This is a genomic window from Microbulbifer maximicatervae (SeqCode), from assembly GCF_052467955.1.
In genome coordinates this window covers 1,700,597-1,722,327 of sequence record NZ_CP174329.1, presented here as the reverse complement: position 1 = coordinate 1,722,327, position 21,731 = coordinate 1,700,597, and the positions used below count along the sequence as shown (strand labels likewise).

The 21,731-nt window shown below is 47.5% G+C and carries 15 protein-coding genes; 7 read left to right on the top strand and 8 right to left on the bottom strand.

Features of this window, described 5'->3' with window-relative positions; genetic code table 11:
• Nucleotides 1-23 precede the first annotated feature (23 nt).
• Nucleotides 24-938: an alpha/beta hydrolase gene (locus ACJJI5_RS07260; RefSeq protein ID WP_445355882.1), complete on the top strand. Its 915-nt coding sequence runs from the start codon at nucleotides 24-26 to the stop codon at nucleotides 936-938.
• 86 nt (nucleotides 939-1,024) lie between these two features.
• Here ACJJI5_RS07260 and ACJJI5_RS07255 read toward each other — a convergent pair whose 3' ends face one another.
• Nucleotides 1,025-2,242 carry a hypothetical protein gene (locus ACJJI5_RS07255; RefSeq protein WP_445355881.1) on the bottom strand — a complete coding sequence of 406 codons (1,218 nt, stop codon included), beginning with the start codon at nucleotides 2,240-2,242 and terminating at the stop codon, nucleotides 1,025-1,027.
• A gap of 638 nt (nucleotides 2,243-2,880) precedes the next feature.
• Here ACJJI5_RS07255 and ACJJI5_RS07250 point away from each other — a divergent pair.
• On the top strand, nucleotides 2,881-3,489 hold the full coding sequence (locus ACJJI5_RS07250; RefSeq protein WP_445355880.1) for a class I SAM-dependent methyltransferase: 609 nt from the start codon (nucleotides 2,881-2,883) through the stop codon (nucleotides 3,487-3,489).
• Nucleotides 3,490-3,625: 136 nt separating this feature from the next.
• On the opposite strand, the gene ACJJI5_RS07245 is transcribed toward ACJJI5_RS07250, so the two are convergent.
• Nucleotides 3,626-5,842 carry a hypothetical protein gene (locus tag ACJJI5_RS07245; RefSeq protein ID WP_445355879.1) on the bottom strand — a complete coding sequence of 739 codons (2,217 nt, stop codon included), beginning with the start codon at nucleotides 5,840-5,842 and terminating at the stop codon, nucleotides 3,626-3,628.
• Nucleotides 5,843-6,215: 373 nt separating this feature from the next.
• On the opposite strand from ACJJI5_RS07245, the gene ACJJI5_RS07240 reads away from it, so the two are divergent.
• Entirely contained in the window at nucleotides 6,216-7,004 is a 789-nt protein-coding gene (locus ACJJI5_RS07240; RefSeq protein ID WP_444907541.1) for an SIMPL domain-containing protein, read from the top strand.
• Between the two features lie 68 nt (nucleotides 7,005-7,072).
• On the opposite strand, the gene ACJJI5_RS07235 is transcribed toward ACJJI5_RS07240, so the two are convergent.
• The 3 genes from ACJJI5_RS07235 to ACJJI5_RS07225 form a co-directional block, all read right to left on the bottom strand.
• Entirely contained in the window at nucleotides 7,073-7,741 is a 669-nt protein-coding gene (locus ACJJI5_RS07235) for a DNA-3-methyladenine glycosylase I (RefSeq protein WP_444907540.1), read from the bottom strand.
• A gap of 305 nt (nucleotides 7,742-8,046) precedes the next feature.
• Nucleotides 8,047-10,230: a S9 family peptidase gene (locus tag ACJJI5_RS07230; protein ID WP_445355878.1), complete on the bottom strand. Its 2,184-nt coding sequence runs from the start codon at nucleotides 10,228-10,230 to the stop codon at nucleotides 8,047-8,049.
• 84 nt (nucleotides 10,231-10,314) lie between these two features.
• A complete protein-coding gene (locus ACJJI5_RS07225; protein ID WP_413662969.1) occupies nucleotides 10,315-11,694 on the bottom strand; it encodes an SLC13 family permease in 1,380 nt (459 codons plus the stop codon).
• Nucleotides 11,695-12,125: 431 nt separating this feature from the next.
• On the opposite strand from ACJJI5_RS07225, the gene ACJJI5_RS07220 reads away from it, so the two are divergent.
• The 3 genes from ACJJI5_RS07220 to ACJJI5_RS07210 all read left to right on the top strand — a co-directional run bounded on the left by ACJJI5_RS07220 (nucleotide 12,126) and on the right by ACJJI5_RS07210 (nucleotide 14,170).
• Complete coding sequence (locus tag ACJJI5_RS07220) at nucleotides 12,126-12,803, top strand: outer membrane beta-barrel protein (RefSeq protein WP_445355877.1); 678 nt, start codon at nucleotides 12,126-12,128, stop codon at nucleotides 12,801-12,803.
• Between the two features lie 194 nt (nucleotides 12,804-12,997).
• Nucleotides 12,998-13,594 (top strand): SLATT domain-containing protein, encoded by a 597-nt coding sequence (locus tag ACJJI5_RS07215; protein ID WP_413662971.1) that lies wholly within the window; start codon nucleotides 12,998-13,000, stop codon nucleotides 13,592-13,594.
• A 75-nt stretch (nucleotides 13,595-13,669) separates the two neighbouring features.
• Nucleotides 13,670-14,170 carry a TrmH family RNA methyltransferase gene (locus tag ACJJI5_RS07210; protein ID WP_282933805.1) on the top strand — a complete coding sequence of 167 codons (501 nt, stop codon included), beginning with the start codon at nucleotides 13,670-13,672 and terminating at the stop codon, nucleotides 14,168-14,170.
• Here ACJJI5_RS07210 and ACJJI5_RS07205 read toward each other — a convergent pair.
• From ACJJI5_RS07205 to purL, 3 genes are all read right to left on the bottom strand, one after another.
• Nucleotides 14,167-15,051 carry an aldo/keto reductase gene (locus tag ACJJI5_RS07205; protein ID WP_445355876.1) on the bottom strand — a complete coding sequence of 295 codons (885 nt, stop codon included), beginning with the start codon at nucleotides 15,049-15,051 and terminating at the stop codon, nucleotides 14,167-14,169. The two genes, ACJJI5_RS07210 and ACJJI5_RS07205, sit on opposite strands and share 4 nt — an antisense overlap.
• A gap of 203 nt (nucleotides 15,052-15,254) precedes the next feature.
• Entirely contained in the window at nucleotides 15,255-15,578 is a 324-nt protein-coding gene (locus ACJJI5_RS07200; protein WP_282933807.1) for a TfoX/Sxy family protein, read from the bottom strand.
• 394 nt (nucleotides 15,579-15,972) lie between these two features.
• On the bottom strand, nucleotides 15,973-19,839 hold the full coding sequence (gene purL, locus ACJJI5_RS07195) for a phosphoribosylformylglycinamidine synthase (RefSeq protein ID WP_445355875.1): 3,867 nt from the start codon (nucleotides 19,837-19,839) through the stop codon (nucleotides 15,973-15,975).
• 413 nt (nucleotides 19,840-20,252) lie between these two features.
• Between purL and mltF the strand changes: the two genes are divergently transcribed.
• A complete protein-coding gene (mltF, locus tag ACJJI5_RS07190; protein ID WP_445355874.1) occupies nucleotides 20,253-21,731 on the top strand; it encodes a membrane-bound lytic murein transglycosylase MltF in 1,479 nt (492 codons plus the stop codon).

Sequence of the window (21,731 nt, the reverse complement as noted above, 5' to 3'; positions counted from 1 at the left end):
CCACCGTTAGTATAGGAGACTCGATGAAAAAGCCCCTTATTCGTTTTCTATCAACGCTATTAGCAGCCGGACTGCTAGGTGGCTGCCCTGCTAACCACCAAAGTAACTCTTCTCCTGAAAGTCATTCCCAGCCTCTTGAGTTCTTACCTGCCCTGAAAGGGGACTACTTTAAGCTGGATTCAGCGATTATTGGGCGCCCCTACCATATCTATACTCGCCTGCCTGAGGGCTATAATCCAAACGAGGATACAACCTACCCGGTCATTTATCTCCTCGATGGGGATTCACTGTTCCCAATTTTGGCTACTAATCACCTGTTTATGCATTACGATGATTACGCCCCCGAGGCGATTATCGTAGGTATTGCTTACGGCTCATTTAAACCCGAGATCAATCATCGCAGTTTTGACTTTTCACTACCCGATGACAGTGACACACTTACGTATGGCGGTGCAGCACAGTTTCTCAACTTTCTAGAGCGGGAGCTCTTGCCAACAGTTGAAAGCCGCTACTCGGTAGACCCTCATCAACGAGTTCTCTTCGGTCAAAGTCGAGGGGGATATTTTGTGCTTTACACAGCATTTTCTAAGCCCGACTTGTTTAAAGGATTGATAGCCAGCAATGCCACCTTCCTACCACAACAGGAATTTTTCTACAGGGAACCTGTACAAGCGACAAGAGAGGATCTGACTCTGGTAGTAACAAGTGGCTCCAAAGACATGCCAAACCTGCGCAAAGATGCACTCTCCTGGCATAAGCACTGGAAAGAACAAGAGACCACTCCCTGGCGCATTGCATTTACAACGATTCCAGGCGGTACCCATGCGGCAAATAGTACTGACAGTTACCGTTTCGGCATCCACGAGATTTTTGCAGAAGAGATCGAAATATCTCGTATGAAAGCAGAGAACAATTTGCAAGTGGTAGAGGATCACTAGAGCTAAAAACTAATAGAAGTAAATATGTGATTCCCGCAAACTAAAAAGCCCGCTTTTAAGCGGGCTTTTTTAAAACGATGAGCCAATTACTCTGTACAGGCAGCAATACGACCAGCCGTATTTTTACCGGCACCACAGTTCAGGCCATCGGGGATACCCGTGTAGTCTGGGGCCATAATACCGCCGTTACGCTGAGCGTCATGATCGGTATAAATACTCGCCAGGTTATAGGAACGCGCTGTCCCCTTATTGTCATTATCGCAGGAGAAGATAGCGCTTCCGTAAGCAATACCCAGAAAGGTCTTGTATTCCTTCAGGTTTGACCACAAGTTGCGCTTAGCAGAACCAGAGCAGTTCATCTGGGAAGCCAGATTGATGTAACCATCGTCTTCACCGCCCAACAGCAAAGAGCTAGCACTCTCAATACCAGGGAAACCGGCGTAGCCTCCAATGGTATAAACCGGTGCAGCCAGGTTGGTGCCGACATAGTTGCGCACAGCATAGACATCATTAGTCTGCAGGTAACGTACTGCTGCGCACTCGCGACCGATAAACCAATCGTTGATCAAATCTTCGATCCAGCTACCGTTACACAGTCGATCAACCCCCTCAGTACCGGTGATTGCACCACCAGTAGTAAAGATTGCCGCGATACCGCTAATAGCAGTGTCAAAGTCCACTTCAACCGCGTAACTATCATTCAGGCCTGCGACATTAACGGTTTCGGTTTTCGTCTTACAGCTTTTCCAGAACCAGGAGCCAGTACAAACCTTCGAGGTTTCGGTCACAGTATTGGAATCCAGCTGGTTGTAAGCACGGTTATAGTAAGGGGACCCCGGTACGGCATTGCCTGCGAGGTACATCATCTGGGTGGCGCCCTGACTGTGGGCAATCACATAGAAAGTGTCATCGGCAGCACACTGGTTTTCATGCTCATAATCATCGCCTTCGCCATTGCGAATAGCGATTATCTGCCGGGCGATTTCACCCGCTGTGCCGTCATGCCAGTAGGGCATCTCGCCCTCATCGGTTGAGTTGTAACCAACCACACCGTAATTGCCACCATTTACACGTAATTGTTTAATAAAGTCACTACCCGCGTATTCATCGAAGTAGGCCTCACTCCAATAATCTAAAGCCGGCTGCTCAAGATTACCCTGGGAGTTAGTACGCTGCTTGATATGGCCCTCAGTACCATGGCCATGAACCAGGATGTAGCAGTTATCCGCACTTGCAGAGGCTGATCCCAAAAGCCCCGCTAATAGTAAAGAGAAGCTCGCACCCAATCGTTGATAAAGTGTCATTGTGATGTCCTTTTATTTTTGCTCGGGCTTGGTCCCAATTTTTTAAATTGTCTTTTTATGTTGCCGAGACTGTTTTATGGCTTGCGAAAGGTATCCGGTTAATAAGTGCCAAGAATATGACTAATAGCGCCAAATAGAATCTTAGGGCGACAAGCAATATGACCTCACAGTCATAAAGAGAAGGAGGCTTAGCTGAATGTGACAAAGTTCGCAAAAACTAAGAACCGCGACTTCGCTCTAGGTCACAGTATTGATGAAACTAAAGGTGAGTGAGCACTTCCAAAAAAATTTTGGAGCAAGCTATCTTTTCGAAGAAATGATTTATGTAAAGAAAAGGCTGGATCGTTTAAATTTCAACCACCCTCTATCGTAGCACACGAGTATCGCAGCCTTTTTTCTATCGATATACCTGTGACACGTTACGCACCCTCCCCATAAAAAATTGTGGCACTAAATTAAAACATGCAGCAAGAATTACAAGGTATAAATATATGAGCATCTCTACGGAGATAATTTTTAGAGGCTAACTACTCGGGAAATATACTACATACACTTCAAATCAAAAGATAATCATCTAGTAGTAGGTTATCCGCCGATCGAATGCATACTCATTGAACATCTACGGAGGGAAGGGAAAAATGATAGAGCCAAAAAAGTTTTGGGATAAAACTGCAGCGCGCTATGCCAAAAGCCCTATAAAAGATTTAAAAAGTTACAAGAGAAAACTGGCTATAACACAAGAATATTTTCAGGCAGACTGGTCTGTATTGGAATTCGGATGCGGCACCGGTAGCACCGCCATTCATCACTCATCCTATGTAAACAGTATAACTGCCACTGATATTTCCGAGAAGATGCTGGATATTGCCAAGCAAAAAGTAAAAAGTGCCGCTATTAAAAATATAAGTTTTCAACAAGGCACCTTAGGTTCACTAAAATTCGAGCCAGATAGTTTTAACGCCATCTTAGGGCTAAATATATTACATCTTTTGGAGGATATAGATAGTGCTATCGCGCGGGTTTACAATTTATTAAAACCGGGGGGCATATTTGTATCAAGTACTGCATTAATTAAGAAAAGCAATTGGCGATTCCTGATCCCAGTGATGCAACGCATAAATCTGGCCCCTTATGTCCACAAAATTGACAGACAGGAGCTTTTAGACAAGCTTACACGAGTTGGTTTTCTTATTGATCAGGAGTGGCAGCCTAGTAAGGAATCAATTTTTTTGATAGCAAAAAAGTAAGTTCTTCATTCCCCATATACGCGGCCACATTTCAGAAATCAGGATGAATTCCAGTAAAAAAGCAGGAGAGCGGTAAGGGGGAGCCCCCTTACCAAATTTATCTCCCAGTATCATTACAACAGTTCAGGAGAAAAAATTAATTAACGCTATTTGAGTGGTAAATCATCGCCTGCCAAATATTTTTCTGACCACTCACATAGTTATCGTAGGTGGGGTTTTTAATATAAGTCCAAGCTACTTTTCCATCACCTAAGTACATAGGCTCATCCAAACCACCCCATCCATAATTAGGTAACTCGATTGGCCCTTCAAGTACGTTTAGATCTGCATCGACTTCCATTACATAATAAGCTTTTGGTACTAATAACCGTTTAGAGCCGCTGTCGGCATAAATACGGTTATAGGACAAGTTATCAGAAATACACTGGAATTTTGCATACCCAAACAAGTAGCGTCCATTTTTTAAATCAATAAGTTGTGGATCACTAATTTGGCAATCATCATCCTCAACCAACCAATTAAAACCCTGGCCTTCCATACTACCGGTAGAGCTGACCTTGGCGATGCCAATACGGGTTAAAGAGCTGGAGTCTAATGCATCACCAGAATAAAGTCCCTGTCTTGTTATTGTGGCGAAACTATCATCATCTTCCCAATAGTTATAACTCATGTAGGACAGGAAACAGTTTGTGGTGTCGTAATCTGCACAATCTTCATCAAACGGACCTTCCCCAGACGGATCAATACCGACTTCATCCTGGAGAAAGCGATCCATATCCGCATCTTCAATATATTTAGGCGAGACGATCAAAGAAAGGTTCGTATTGGCATCCACTGGTACAACAGTATGACCGCCACCATTAGATACCATCGCAGACGTTGATGGTACGAAGTGATTAAAGCGCCCTTCTGTAGACGAACTGGAAGTTTCCATTTTCACTGCAATGGTACCCAGTTGCCCATGAGTGCTACCTATCCAGTCGTTCCAATCACTGGTGCAAATTGCACCAAACATCTCATTGTTTGGATTATAGAATGAGCGAATGTTTACTACGTGACCATCGCCGCAGGCCCAATACCAACCGCGATTATCTGAGCTGCTCATATCCAGGGACCAATTATTACGGTCAATAACCGTTAAGCCTGCCGAATAGTGAGAACTCCCATTTCCATCAAATACCCGTGCAGAAACTGAGAAACCATAGCTACTACGACCCTGGCTGTCATCCTCAACATAAATCAGCTCTTGTGCGCCAAGATGAGTTCCACCGTGCATTTTATTTACTACGTAAGCATCAGGAACTTCACTTAAAGGCTGATTTTCCCACTCTAGCAGCCAAATTTGCTCGTTATAGCTGTAACTGGCATCTCGAATGTGCTGCAGTAAATCGTCATAGTCGCCAGAGGAAAGACTGGAAATAATATACTCCATCTCCTCTTGCATATCGGACCCTTTAATAGTGGTAAAGGATGGCGAATCCCCAAAATCAGTATCCGGGAAGTTTGCCTCCAAACCGGCAAGGAAATCGTCAAACGTCAGCGTAGGGTGTTCAGTAAAAAAGTCGATATATTTACCGTGATTGGTCGCAACCAGAAGACCAATTTCATTCGCAATACGGGATTCAATGGTGTCAATGTTATCTTCCATTTTCATCCACGTTGAACCGTATTGCTCAACAAGGTCAGCTTCAACCTCATAACGCTCATTGGCTTGATAATCTGTATTGCATAGAACTGCTACTGTGGAGCAATCAGAGCTTACAGCCACACCGTGGGATTCATAACACTGATTTAACAACGTTGCATTACCTGTTGGCTCAAAACTGGAAGTATCCGGATCATACTGTAGCTCATAAATAGAACCGTGAGTTGTATCCGCAGCAGTGTCCCCCTCTGACAAAGTAGTGGAAACAAACATTCTCGGAGTATCGGTATCTGTTGCACAGGTCGCAGTATAACTACGAATCGGGATATCAATATCCTCTTCATCCTGCTCCCCGTCAGTTCGTGCTATATAGTGTGCCATCTGGTAAACCTCACGGGCATTGTTCATACCTTCTGGCAAAGTTACGTCAATGGCAGTCAATGAGGCGAAGCCTAAATCTGTATGCTCTACGTCTCCCACCACAACTGTAGTGCCCACATTATCCGAGATCGGATTATCATCGCTGCCGGACGAACCCTGATCGCTACCACTACCGCTACCGCTACTGCCACTATTATTACCACTACCGCTACTATCTGAAGAGGGGTTGTCCGAATCCGAAGAGGAGCTCCCTCCACCACCTCCACACGCGGCCAGCAATGCCGTCAAAGAAAGCGCTATTAACTTCTTATTTATCAGTAAACCCATCAGCTCTGGCCAACTCGTATGTCACTAAGATAATTTGTTATTGCTTGCCGTCATCCATTGAATTTTTATCCTCAATTGATGACCAAGTGCGCACTTTAAAGTGATGCAATCGATTGTCTGTGAACTGGTTTTAGAACCTGGCTGAGACCGATAAGTGGTAATTTTGCAGCGATAAACGGTACTAAAATACCAAAGCAGAAATAGTCGCATCATGAATGGTAATTGGGCGATACTTTGCGAATATACAACTACAACGAACGGTTTCAGCTGCAACAATTGGATAGAAACTAGGAAAGCCGATATAGTGCTATTGATCGGCAATAAGCTAGTTTCCTGATAGATTGTCATTTATTCACAGTTTGGAAGTGTCAATATGAAAAGACTTGCTCTTTTAGCTTCGCTACTCATTCCCAGCCTTTCAATGGCAACCCCAGAGATTAAAGGCTCCCCCCAGGACTTACGCGACCTAATTTACCCAATATCAAGAGTTGTGACTCTCCACGGCAGTGCAAAAGAAACGGCTTATTCAGACCAGGCTATAGTCAATATTATTGTCACCACTGAAGAGCCCCTCCTATCAGACGCCATTGCTAACAATAGTTCTTTGCGTGAACAATTAACCGAGAGCTTAATAAAGGCTGGCATAGACCGAGCTAAGATTAAAAATTCAAAATTTTCATCTTCCCCACAATTTGGTTGGCTAGGCAAAAATCCTTCCAGCTATAAAGTTATTAATAGGGTCGCAATAACTATTAACAAAGAGGGACATTTACAGTCTATCGCAAGGCTAACCGATGAAAATAAAGAAATAGAAATAGTGAGTACTTCTTTTGAGCATTCAGAAGTATCTGAATATACAAAAAAGGTCCGATCTAAGGCACTAGCCAAAATCATGGAACAAAAAGCTGACTATGAGAGAACCCTGAGCATTCAGTTAACACCAGTTAATGTCCGTACAAATAATATCGGCTATCATGGGACAGCGGGAGCTGGAGCAATAGAAGAGGTTATCGTTACTGCTTCCAGAACTCGAAAAAGCAAATTTGAAGATAGCTTTTCAGAAGCATATATAGAAACAGAGGTTAGTTCCTTCGACGAAGTTCAGTATGAGGCTTCATTGTCCGTGGATTTTCAGGTTGTGCCGTCAGCTACAACCGATTAACTTTTGATTAAGCATTCAGGTTGGTAGGAGTGAAATAGATACTTCTACCAACTAAATACCCCAGTTGTTTAACCTACCGAAAGTGATAATATCTGGCTAATCTCATTCAAACTACGATTTGACTGAGACTGCCAAGTTTCGATGGCTGCTTTTAGTGCAGCCCAGTCTTTCTTGGAGGAGGGAGACTTGTCGACAACCCCTTCTCGGATTAAGGCTCGAATGGTATCACTTGCAAAAACCAAAGTATCAACTCCCATTCGTCTTAGAAATACCTGGGCAGTCTTACCGCCGAGTCGATCACCACCTTTACGCAAGTACAAAAGATTCTCAATATAGTTGTCTGTATTCCAGCTAGAGAAATACGCTCCCAAACTTCCATGCTCATTAGATAAATGCCAAAAGAAGTCTGCATTTCTCTGAATGGAGCGAGTTTTAGTCCAGTGCTTGATCATTCCTTCCTGCCGCATTAGGTCATCTAATGCCTCCTCCGGTAAGTAACGACAGAACGAAACATCAAAGCCATAAAAGATCTTCTCTATATCCGGCCACTTTTTTTCAACAACCTTCCAACTAAAACCGGCTTGAAAAACAGCCCGGGATGCCGATGACAACCACTGACTGTCATGTATCTCTCTCAAGAGCTGCGCAGGCTTTGGCTTCACCAGCTTCGACTGAAGTCCGTCTAACCCTCCAAATCGATCAATCACAGGTGCCTCAATGGCGGCGAACTCACGCATAATTCAGACCTTCCAGTAAATCTATCTCCATTCTACGCCTATAAATAGAAATTCAAAGCATTTGGAGTTTTAGCGGAATACTAAAAAGGTGGTGCGTGTTTATCCTGCCCAAACAACACGAAAAGCCAATTGACTCTAGAAGTTAATATTTCAGAAAGCTGAAAAAGAAAAGGACATTTCAACTTCCCCAACAAATAAAGGGGAGCTAGCTCCCCTTTATTTACATGATACTTAAGTAGAGATATAAAGAATAATTAGCTACCCATAATCAGACCTATATCTCTAAAATAAGCATAACATATTTATTACTTAACCTTCTTATCAGTCTCTCCATTTTTATACCCAAGTAAATCGAGGTAAAATGCATACTGTAAAGCGGTCTCCTTATAGCGACGGAAACGACCCGAAGAGCCACCGTGACCTGCTTCCATATTGGTATTGAATAACAACTGATTTTCATCGGTCTTCAATTCGCGTAACTTTGCCACCCATTTCATTGGCTCAAAGTATTGCACCTGGGAATCATGTAGCCCAGTGGTTACCAACATATTGGGGTAATCCTGAGCTTTCACCTGGTCATAGGGAGAATAGGAAAGCATATATTCATAACTATCCTTATTATTAGGATTGCCCCACTCGTCATACTCATTAACAGTCAGGGGAATTGACTCATCCAGCATGGTAGTTACCACATCAACAAATGGCACCGCCGCAGTAACACCCCGGTACAAACCCGGTTCCATATTGACTACCGCGCCCATCAACAGCCCCCCAGCACTACCACCTGAAGCAAAGATCTTATCAGGGGCCCCATATTTTAATTTCCCCAACGCCTTGGTAACGTCGATAAAATCAGTGAAAGTATTCTTTTTATTGAACATCTTTCCATCTTCGTACCAGGCACGTCCCAGTTTTTGGCCGCCACGAATATGGGCAATAGCAAATACAAAACCTCGGTCAAGCAAGGACACCACTGAAGAGCGGAACCAGGGGTCTACGGTACTACCGTATGAGCCATAGGCATATTGCAGTAATGGATTAGAGCCATCTTTCTTAAATTTATCTTTACGATAAACCAAAGATACCGGCACCTTAACGCCATCTCGTGCCGCTACCAGGATACCCTCGCTCTGATAGTGCTCTGGGTCAAAACCACCCAGAACTTTGTCTTGCTTAAGCAATTCCAAATCGCCACTATCCAACTTGGCTTCATAAACACTATTTGGTGTCGTTAAACTCGAATAAGATACTCGAACACTCTCTGAGTCCAAGTTTGGGTTTGAACTCAAGCCCAGCCTGTATACTGGATCATTAAACCCGACTTGAAGGTCCTTATTATTCTCTAAATTAATAATTCGGAGACCCGTTTGCCCCGCTTTTCGTTCTATTACTGCCAGATGATGATCAAATAAAGTGAAATCTTCCAACAAAACTTTACTACTATGAGGTATGACTTCCTGCCAATTAGACTTATCTGTTGCGTCGTCCATGGCAACCTTCATAAGGCGGAAGTTTTCAGCTTGCCAGTTGGTCATGATATAAAAATCATTCCCTAACTTTAGCGCTGAATACTCGTGATCCTCTTCCCGGGGATATAAGGGAGCAAAATCGGCAAGAGGGGTGTTTGCGTCCAGGATTGACTGGCCACTGCTAGTTGTAGAACTGTGGTGAATGCGTATCAGTTCTCCATCCCGGGATTTGGAAATCCACGTATAGAAAGCCTTATCCATTTCTTCATAAACAACAACATCTTCACTCTGCGGTGTGCCCAATTTATGGCGCATCACTTGATAGCCGAGCAGAGTTTGATGGTCTTTATTGATATAGAAGACAGTCTGGTTATCGTTTGCCCAAACCGCAACTGGTGAAGCATTCTCCAATTTATCTGGCAGCATCTCACCAGTCTTTAAGTCCTTGAAGCGAATCGTGTAAACACGGCGCCCAACGCTATCTTCAGGATATGCTACCAATTGATTACTGGGAGAAACGGCCAGGCGCCCTACACTAAAGTAGCCGTGGCCTTCGGCCAGCACATTCACATCCAGCATAACCTCTTCAGGTGCTTCCTGGGTGCCTTTACGTCGCGCGTGGATCGCGTATTCTTTCTCGGGAAGATAGCGGCTGTAATACCAATAACCATTATAATAAACGGGGACCGTTGATTTATCTTTCTCCAGACGGCCAGTCATTTCTTCAAAGAGTAATTCCTGTAACTCTTCGGTGTGGTGCATTACCAAATCGGTATAAGCATTTTCTGCTTCCAGATGAGCAATAACATCTGGCGCCTTACGTTCATCGTCACGCATCCAGTAGTAATTATCGATGCGCTCATGGCCATGCATAACCATTTTGTGTGGTACTTTCTTCGCTACAGGAGCAGAGGTTTGTTCACTAAACAAGGCTTTTTCCTCTACAGCTTGGTTGCTCTTCTCTTCGCCACACCCTGTTAAACCAAGGGTGAGCAACAGTGTTGCTGTGGTTTTATTCATCGAACTCTATCTCTCCTATCTATTTTTCTTTTATCCATTCGCCTGCTTATGCACATCTCACACTGGCTATGATGGAGACAAACACTATCCAGCCAGGATCAACCAACTCATCCCCGCTATTATCAGCGATGCCGTCACACTGAGTATCGCGCCCTCTCGAACCATATCCTGTATACGTACTTTACCGGTTCCATACGCAATCGCATTAGGCGCTGTAGCTACAGGCAACATAAATGCACAACTGGCACTCATCGCCGCAGGTATCATCAGCACCATGGGCTCAAAACCCGCTGAAGTGGCGGCTACAGCTAAAATTGGCATAAGTAGGGTTGCCGTAGCTGTATTGCTGGTTATCTCTGTCAAGAAGGTCACACTAAGGCATAGAATGACCAACAACAACCACAGTGGCATCGCCGTCAGGAAAGAAAGACCGTTGCCGAGCATATCGCTCAGTCCGGAACTGGAGAAACCTTTTGCTAGCGCTATACCACCAGCAAACAGTAATAGCATTCCCCAGGGGATCGTCTCTGCCGTCTGCCAATCCAGCAAGCGCCCTCCCTTACCGTTGGGCACTAGAAACATAGCGACAACGGCTGCTAGAGCCACGGTTCCATCACCGGCAGCATCAATACCTATCAATTCGCTCCAACCACCAAACGGTGCATTGCGAGTAACCCATAGGAGAATTGCCACACCGAAAACCATTAAGGTTCGCTTTTCCTCTTGCCTCCACTCTCCCACTTGAGGGGGCTCAATATCATTTTTCAGATGCACATGACGGGTCAGCCAGAGGGCCATTATAGGCAGCGTCACCAAAGCAACTGGGACTCCTATTTTCATCCAGCCCAGGAAGCTAAACTCTCGTCCGGTTACTTCCTCGTATATTCCCATAAAAATAACATTGGGCGGCGTGCCCAGAGGAGTACCTACCCCACCCAGACTTGCGGCATAGGCAATACCCAGGATCAGGGCAATACTTAAGCGCTCGTTGTCGATCTTACTGAGAATTGCCAGGGCTATAGGCAGCATCATCAATGTGGTAGCAGTGTTGGAAATCCACATGCTCAGGAAGCCTGCTGCCAGCATAAATCCGAGCACCAGCCTGCGGCCGCTGGAGACGCCCACAATACGCAACATATACAGGGCAAGGCGCTCGTGGGCCCCACTTTTCTCCAGGGCCTTGGACAAAATAAAGGCCCCCATCAGCAACAGAATGACATGACTTCCCAAGGAAGCTGCCACCTCCCGATGATCCGCTACTCCAAATAGAGGCAAGAGGACAAAAGGCACCAGTGACGTTGCGGGGATTGGAAGTGCTTCCGTTATCCACCAGATCACAGTTAACAAGGTAATTGCAGCAGTTACTGCCGGTAGATACTGCATCCCCAACGCTGATAAAAAGAAATAGAAGGCCACAGCAAAAAGAGGCCCCAAAACTATAAAGCGCTGCCGCGCGATTGACATACCTGCCCCCAACTACTCAAGGGTTGATTTTTATAAGTTTATATTTCCTGAGATTCTGGATTCAGGCCAGTAAAGGCAGCTGTTAACGCATCTCAGGCAGGCATACAAAATACAAGAAAGTAGACGGTCTGCGCAGTACTTCAGAGGAAGAAATTCTACAAGCGTCTAGGAGCAACATGGAGTAAACACAACTGCTTGATTTTCACTCGCAGTATTAACCTTCGCGTTGTAGTGTAAGCAAGTAACCACTTATTGAGTAGAGCCCATCAAATAAGAAAATCTATCAGCGGACACTTTTAGAAAAATAGGTAAAAATATACAATAATGACATTCCATTATTTTTAGCTTTTTAGTCCGCACTAAATAGATGCTCAGCCATCCTAAAGTGAGGGCTAGTATAAAAAACGACCAGTTAGTATATGAGGTACCCCTTGAAACGCACCGCTATCGCCGCTGTTATCGCGTTATTCAGTTCCAGTATTTACGCCGAAGAACAGCCTTTCTATCTGAAGGCTTCTCTGGGTTTCACACAGTTCGACTCCTCCGATAACGCCTATGTGACCAAGGAAGACTTAGACTCTACTGGTTATGGATTTACTCTTGGTTATCGCATCAATAAGTATATTGCTATTGAAGCAGGAATGACTGATCTGGGTAGCACAGAGCAGCAATCTAGATATGAACTGCACGATGAGGGTGATTATGACATTGATGGCTATAAATATATCGTAGATGTTTCTTCTACTAGCCACGCTAAAACCGAGTATAAATCGTACAGCCTCGGCACTGTATTTACGGCACAATTGCACAGACACCTAAGCGCAAGCGCCAGATTTGGAGTCCACCAATGGCGCAAAACCTCTGGTGGCACAGCTAGTTACGCCTATTCCGGCAGCTGGTACTCCCCAAGTGGAGAACTCCTGGAGTCAGAAAGCGTCTCTTGGTCTGGAGATTGGGATGCTGAGAAAGAGAGCAGCAGTAATCCCTACTATGGTGCAGAGATATCCTGGTCTACTGGCACTTGGGATATTGGCCTTGAGCACACCATCTTTGAAATAGAAGACGAAAAAGCTAACTTCACTGCGCTGGGAATCATTTACAGCTTCTAATTCCTGTAGAGCAATTCCCCCCCCGGGAGAAAGTAAGTGCACACTTACCTTCTCCTTGGGTTTAAAACGGAACATCTAGAACCACCCCCGTAGTCCAAACTTTCGAATCTGGTCATCTCCCCTGTACATCTCGCTGGCATCCGTCAAACTATCGCCCACAATAGCTAGAAGTAGAATGAGGGCGGAAAGGAATCATGAGCACTATACCCAATACCGTGGAAGTCCTGGAGAAGCTCCGCTGGAATGCTCACCTGTGCAAACACAGCCACTTTCGAGCCTCTATGAAGGGGCGCAATTTGCATGTGCTTTGCGGGGTGCCCATCGTCGTCGTCAACTTATTCCTCGGTTCGCTTTTCTTCTCCCTGATCAATGCAGAGCTGCCTGATTGGACCAAGTGGAGCGGTGCGGCGCTGGCCCTGCTGGCCGCGCTATTGGGCGGTGTGCAAACTTTCTTCAATTTTAAAAAGAACTATGAGGGACACCGGCAGGTAGGCAACGAATACCTGGCAATCGCCAGGGAGTGCGAGCGGCTGATCGCCCTTTACTTCGACGATATCCTGGATCTTGAACATCTATCCAAGAAGATCTCAGAACTGAATACACGCTACAGCGAAATCAACCAGCGAGCGGAAGAGTTTATTGTGTCAGATAAGGTATACAGGCAAGCGGTGCATATCCAGAATCAAAAGGCCAACCGGGAGCCCTCTCTGGTAGAGCAGATGCGTAATCGCCAGGCCGCTGCGCAAAGAGTCGCCGAGGAGGCTCTCGAAATCGCAGAGAGCAGCCACTAACTCCCCCATCAATACCGCAGTACTTTCCTGGGGAAGTGGTAACTTCCCCCACTTCCTATAGTAACAAACCGAAAAATGCAGACAGATCACAGTAGTCATCAACCCAGCACAGACACTTACCCATTATGCTATTTAGCCACCGATATCGGTACACCGAGCAATGTCGGCGGCCTATTTCGTATCGCAGATGCACTCGGCGTAGAGAAAATTTATTTAACTGGTGAAAGCCTGGTTCCACCTAATTCCAAAATTCGGAAAGTTTCCCGGTCTACAGAAAAGTACGTTCCCTACGAATATCACTCATCTGCAGTTAATATCGCGCAAACCTTAAAAAATAAGGGCTATCGATTAATTTGCCTGGAGATTGCCTCAAATAGCGTCGAACTCAAAGATACCCCCGTTTCCAAGGGGAATAAAATATGTTTGGTATTGGGTTCTGAAAAAGATGGGGTCAACCCTGAACTTCTGGAACTGGCAGATGCTGTGGTACACATACCTATGCAGGGTATCAATTCCTCAATGAATGTTACTTCCGCCTGCGCTATAGCGACCTATGCTTTGTTGGAAAAAATTTAATCGGGCACTTTGACCATTATATTTTTCTGATTAACATAATCGGGATCACCGCCCAACCTTTTATTGCAGTTCAATCCATTAATTGCCTGGATCTCCGCATTGCTCAAATTAAAATCAGATAATAAGAAGTTATTGCGTATGTGATCCAGGCTTTCCGCCTTGGGAATAACTATGCGATGCTGCTGGATATTCCACTTAAGGATAACCTGCCCCGAAGTCACCCCGTGATTTTTCGCAATATCTACAATTACTGGATCTATGAGAGGTTTTTCATGAGCCTCGACACCGCTCCATGTAGATCCCGACCCCAAAGGAGACCAGCTGCAAATCGCAATTTTATGGAACTGGCAATAATCTACTAAAGGCTGCTGAGTGAAGTAGGGATGCAGTTCAATTTGATTACAAACTGGGCGCACTTCCGAGAAAGTCGTCAGTTGTTCAATATCAGATTTACGAAAATTTGACACTCCCAGGGCCCGCACTTTTTTCTGCTGGTAAAGCGCCTCCATTGCACCCCAGGTCTCCCGGGTATAGGCCGGCATAGGCCAATGGATCAGATATAGGTCTAGGTATTCCAGCTGCAAGCGCTCCAGGCTACGGGCAAATGCATCGTGAGTTTTATTGGTTCCCTGCTCCGTATCCCAAACTTTACTGGTAATAAAAAGCTCTTCCCTCGCTAGGCCGGATTCTTTGATCGCTCTTCCCAGAGCTCGCTCATTTCCATAGACCGATCCTGTGTCAAAATGACGATATCCCACAGACATGGCTTTCAAAATAACTTCTGTTACATACTCATCATCCTGCTGCCAGCTGCCAATCGCAGCCATTCCCATGCCGAGCTGAGGTATCTCTACACCGTTATTCAATTCGAGAAAATACATAATCAATATCCTTTCAGACTACTGAACGGTAAATCAGCAAGGACCAAGAGGGAATAGAACCGGGGTCACATTTATTTCGCTGAGTGTAGGCCGTACAGAAGTCAACGCGTAGAAAACAGCGAACTCACGCCAACTCCTGACTGCTAATCACTCACCATGCAATAAAAAGAAACTAATTTGCTAAGTTCAGTGAATATAAGCGATTATTTTGGAGGAAGTGAGCCCGCAAATACCGCTCCACGACTGACCCAGTTATCCAAATCCTCTGCGACAGCATCTTCTTCCACATACACCATGCCTTTTAAGGGGCGCCCGGTGTAATCCATAGGCCGGGTATAGCGTTCGGCCAACGCAGTTTGATACTCATCAGGCCCAACCCGGACCATCAACTCCTCTCCAACAACCCCACAGGCCATATTGCCATTCAACATAAAAGCGAGACCTCCAAACATCTGCTTTTCACTGAGGCCTTCATTTCCCTGAAGTAATTTGCGCACTTTTTCAGCCAGAGTTTCGCTGTACGCCATAGTTTTCTCCTTAATCACTTTTACCAGGCAGGAATACCCCCTCAGAAACTGCTTTTTTCTGAAAAGGTTAAAAACGATGAAATTTGAAAAGAATCGAGCGGAATTAAATGTGAACTCTAATCCCAGCAAGACATTGGATGGAGCAATGAGCAAGTAAACTGCAAATACAACAGATAACTGCACCATAGCAAAAACGTTATTTCGAATAATCGTTTAAGTATAGCAGTAGCTGAAGTTTCTACTTTAAGGAAGGGAAAAAATACGTCAGGAAATGAAAGGGCTGAAAAATATTACAGAAATATTTCTATTTTTACTAAAGATTGTGGTGACCTGAAACGGCCACCACAATCTTTACGCGTACCTCGACAGGCAAAAACCGAGGGAATGACTTGTCTTAGTCGACAAACACCCGCGCGTTACGGAACAAGCGCATCCAGCCGGAATCTTCTTTCCACTCATCTGGATGCCAGCTATTGCTAACAGCCCGAGCAACACGCTCAGGATGCGGCATCATAATAGTCACGCGGCCATCCTCAGAACTCAGGGAGGTAATACCATTTACCGAGCCGTTGGGGTTGGCTGGATAAGTTTGGGTGATTTCCCCTTTGTTATTCAGGTAGCGCATCGCAATAGTGCCGGAAGCTTCACACTTCTCCAGCGCCTGCTGGTCAGCAAACTCTACCCGCCCCTCACCGTGAGCAACGGCAACCGGCATATAAGTACCCGCCATACCTTTAAACAGCACGGAAGGTGAGTCTTCAATGCCTACCAGGGCGAAGCGCGCTTCATACTGCTCAGAGAGGTTGCGCACAAAGCGCGGCCAGTGATCAGCACCTGGAATCAGCTCTTTGATCACTGAGAACATCTGGCAACCGTTACACACCCCCAAGCCGAAGGTATCGTTGCGATTGAAGAAGCCCTCAAACTGATCGCGGGCACGATCGTTAAACAGGATGGTTTTAGCCCACCCCTCACCAGCACCCAGTACATCGCCGTAAGAGAAGCCACCACAGCCCACCAAACCTTTGAACTCATCCAAGGCTACACGGCCAGACAGGATGTCACTCATATGTACGTCGACAGCGTTAAAGCCAGCGCGGTGGAAAGAGTGCGCCATTTCCACTTGGCTATTCACGCCCTGCTCTCGCAGTACAGCAACTTTCGGGCGAACACCTTTAGCGATATAAGGTGCGCTGATATCGTCGTTGATATCGAAAGTGAGGTTTACTGTCAGGCCCGGATCTTCTTTGGCAATTGCAGCGAATTCCTGCTCGGCACACTCGGCGTTATCGCGCAGGGACTGGATACGGTAGCTGGTTTCCGACCAGATCTGCTGCAATTCAGCACGGGAGCGCTTGAAGATTTCAACACCGTTATTAGTGATGCACAGATGTTCGTTATTGTTCAGGTAACCGATCTTGTGGGTGGGTACACCCACAGCGGCAAAGCGCTGTACCAGCATATCCGCTTCACAGGCGGGAACCTGCAATACCGCACCCAGCTCTTCACTGAACAGCGCCGCAATCGGGTCTTCACCCAATTCGTAGATTTCCACATCCATACCCACGCGGCCGGCAAAGCCCATTTCCGCCAGGGTTGTAAACAGACCGCCGTCAGCGCGGTCGTGGTAGGCCATGATCAGGTCTTCATTCAGAGCCTGCTGTACCACCTCGAAGAAACCTTTCAGCTTCTTGGCATCGTCCAGGTCTGCGGGCTTGTCACCCAGCTCGTTGTAGACCTGCGCCAGACAGGAGCCGCCCAAGCGATTTTTGCCGGCACCCAGATCGATAAACAGTAACTCACTCTCACCTTTATCGGTGCGCAGCTGCGGTGTCACTGTCTTGCGGACATCAGTTACCGGAGTAAAGGCAGAAATTACCAGAGACAGCGGTGCAGTAACCGATTTCTGCTCGCCCTCTTCCTCCCAGGCAGTGCGCATAGACATGGAGTCTTTGCCCACAGGGATGGTAATGCCCAATTCAGGACACAACTCCATACCCACCGCTTCTACGGTTCGATAAAGTTTTTCCTCTTCACCCGGATGGCCCGCTGCACACATCCAGTTGGCGGAGAGTTTGATATCGGACAGTTGCTTCACTGGGGTACAGGCGATATTGGTAATTGCCTCACCCACTGCCAGGCGGCCCGAGGCCGGTGCATCCAGCAATGCCACCGGGGTGCGCTCACCCATAGACATGGCTTCGCCGGCGTAGCTGTCATAGGCAACGGTAGTTACCGCGCAATCGGCCACCGGCACCTGCCAGGGACCGACCATCTGATCGCGGGAAACCTGACCGGTTACAGTGCGGTCACCGATAGTGATCAGGAAGCTCTTGCTAGCAACTGTGGGCAGGCGCAGCACCCGCTCAGCCGCTTCATTCAGGTCGATATCTACTGTGGAAAATGCCTTACTTTCCACCTGGCGAGTTTCTGCTTCACGGTGCATGCGCGGCGGCTTGCCGAACAACACCGACATCGGCAGGTCTACTGGCTTGGATTCGAATTGCTTGTCATTTAACAGCAGGTGCTTGTCTTCGGTAGCTTCACCGACAACGGCGTAAGGCGCGCGCTCACGCGCACAGATTTGCTCGAAGCGCTCCAGGTCTTCCGGCATAACCGCCAATACATAGCGTTCCTGGGATTCGTTACACCAGATTTCCAGCGGGCTCATACCCGGCTCATCACAGGGCACATTGCGCAGTTCAAAATTACCGCCGGTACCGCCATCTTTCACCAACTCGGGGAAAGCATTGGACAAACCGCCCGCACCCACATCGTGGATAAAGGCAATAGGATTGCTCTCACCCAGCTGCCAGCACTGGTCGATCACCTCTTGGCAGCGACGCTCGATTTCCGGGTTTTGGCGCTGTACTGAAGCGAAATCCAGATCTTCAGAACTGGAGCCGCTGGCCATACTGGAGGCTGCACCGCCACCGAGGCCAATCAACATGGCCGGGCCACCCAGCACTACCAGTTTGGCGCCAGGGGAAAACTCGGGCTTCTCTACATGCTCTTCGCGGATATTGCCGTAACCACCAGCCAACATGATCGGCTTGTGATAGCCGCGACGCTCGCCATCGAAATTTTCTTCAAAGGTACGGAAGTAACCGCAGATATTCGGGCGGCCAAACTCATTGTTAAATGCTGCACCACCGATCGGGCCTTCGATCATAATATCCAGAGCGGTAACAATACGCTCAGGCTTGCCATAGTTGGCTTCCCAAGGCTGCTCCCAGCCGGGAATGCGCAAGTTGGAAACCGTAAAACCGGTCAGGCCCACTTTTGGTTTGGAGCCACGGCCAACTGCACCTTCATCACGAATTTCACCACCGGCCCCGGTACCAGCACCGGAGAAAGGAGCAATCGCGGTAGGGTGATTGTGGGTTTCCACTTTCATCAGCAGATGAATGGCTTCAGTGCTGAAACCGTATTCCTTGCTGTCAGGATCCGGGTAGAAACGCCCCGCTTCGCTACCAGTAACGACGGCTGCATTATCCGCATAGGCGGACAACACATTGTCACCACCCTTCTGGTACGTATTCTTAATCATGCCGAACAGGGAGTGCGGCATTTCTTCGCCGTCGATGGTCCAGGAGGCATTGAAGATCTTGTGGCGGCAGTGCTCGGAGTTTGCCTGGGCAAACATCATTAGCTCTACATCTGTGGGATTGCGCTCCAGCTCTTGGAAACTGGTGAGCAGGTAATCAATCTCATCTTCGGCCAAGGCCAAGCCCAATGTGACATTGGCATCTTCCAGAGCTTCGCGACCGCCCTCGAGAATATCCACACCGCGCAACGGGCGCGGCGCTTCTTCCACAAATAATTGCTCAGCTTGAGCAAAATCGGTGAATACCGCTTCAACCATACGGTCGTGTAAGCGGGAGGCCAGCACAAGGTGTTCAGCTTCGGTTAACTCGACACCGGTAACGTAGTAGGCGATGCCACGCTCCAGGCGATGAACTTTGTTCAGGCCAGTGTTATGAGCAATGTCAGTAGCCTTGGAAGACCAGGGAGAAATTGTGCCCGGACGCGGCACTACCAGGATCAACTCGCCTTTCGGCTCGTGCTTTTCCTCGGTTGGGCCGTATTGGAGCAATCGCTCCAGCAGGGCCATCTCCTGGTTATCCAGTGAGTCGCTGTCTGCAAAGTGAACGAACTCAGCGTAGAGATCGTCGATGGTCGGTTGCAGCGCGCGCAGTTGATTGAGCAGGTTTTTATGGCGGAATTTCGACAGTGCAGGAGCACCACGCAGAACTAACATTGCGGGAGATAGCCTCTTGTCTAAATGAGAAAGATTGCGCGAATGGGATTTCGCACAAGGCCCCGGAAATTTGAGAGGCGCAATTGTACCTGAAGCATCGCCACTCCAACACACCCGCCCAACACTTGGGTACACATGAACTAATTAGTAACCTGAATGTTCAAAAGACCAGCAAGCTTGACTGTAAATAAACCAACTTTGTATCAAAGTCAGGTTCGCCTACCTAAGTCTGTAATGCTTTGCAAGCGCGCAGATCACAGTGTTCAAAAGACAAACTGGGCAGATTGTCGTCAAATAATGTAAAATTGGCGGACTGCGTCAAATTTTGCCCTCGTATTTGAGAGCGAAATCGACATACAGGGCCTTAGGCACAACAGCAAATAAACCAACGGACTAGCTAGAGAGGACAGCCTATGATGATGAAAAGCCGTATGCTGCGCTACGTCCGCCGTGTGTTCAAAGGGATCGCCTTGTCCTGCTGCGCCTCCCTGCTGGTTGCCAGTAAAGCACCGAATACACTCGAGCGTGTTAAAGCCACCGGTGAATTGGTTGTCCTGTCACAAAACGGCCCCACCACTTATTACGAAGACGCCTCCGGCAACCCGACAGGCTTTGAATACGGCATGCTGCGTGCATTTGCTGAGGAGCTGGGGGTGAAATTGGTAATTCGCGACGTGCACGATTTGGACGAAATGTTCAATCAGCTGCGCGACCCGGAGGGTGGTGCGCACTTCGCAGCTGCCGGCCTCACGGTAACTCCAGAGCGTCGCGAACAAGTCCGCTTTACCCCATCCTATTTTGAGATTCGCCAACAGGTTATCTACCGAGTTGGCGAAAAGCGGCCGCGCAAAACTAGCGATCTCGAAGGAAAAAAGGTCGCCGTCATCGCGGGCAGCGCTCACGCAGAAGAAATGAAGAAACTCTCCGCCCGCTATACCGAGTTGGATTGGGAGGAAGTTTCCGACGTGGACGCCATGGAATTGGTAGAGATGGTGCAGGAAGGAAAATACAATTATGCAATTGTCGATTCCAACGCCTATGCAGTTCACCGCGGCCTTTACCCAAACACTGCGGTTGCGTTCAACCTCACCCAGTTCCAGCCGGTTTCCTGGGCCTTCCCACAAAGTGATGACGACAGCCTCTATCGCAGTGCACGCCGCTTTATGTTGCGCGCCAATACCAATGGCATGATTGCCCAGTTGCGGGAAGAATTTTTCGGCCACGTCAGCGACCTAAATGTGGGCGGCGCCAAGGCCTTTGCCAAGCGCAGCCGCGAGCGCCTGCCCCAGTGGCGCGGCACCATGCAAAAGGTTGCCGACCAATATGACCTCGACTGGCACTTACTCGCGGCCCTCAGCTACCAGGAATCCTATTGGAATCCGCGTGCCCGCTCTCGCACCGGTGTACGCGGCCTGATGATGCTCACCCTGAATACCGCAAAAGATCTCGGTGTAAACCGCCTAAACCCCGAAGAGAGCATTGAGGGTGGTGCCCGCTATATCGTACAAATCCGCAACAAACTGCCGGATCGCATTCGCGAACCCGACAGAACCTGGATGGCACTGGCTGCCTACAACGTAGGCTATGGCCACCTTGAGGATGCCCGGGTACTGACAGAACGAATGGGCGGCAATCCAGATCTTTGGCCCGATGTGCGCGAACACCTGCCCCTTCTGGCCAAGCGTCAGTATTACAAGACCACCAAACACGGCTATGCCCGAGGCTGGGAACCGGTGACTTATGTACAGAATATCCGCCACTATCAAGCCCTTCTGAGCTGGAGTAGCCGCATTGAGGAACAACGACTGGCCGCAGCCAATGATGAAAACGGCGGGATCCTTGCTGAGAACAGCGCAGTGAATTCCGAAGCCAGCGCCGCCCCCGCTCTCTAA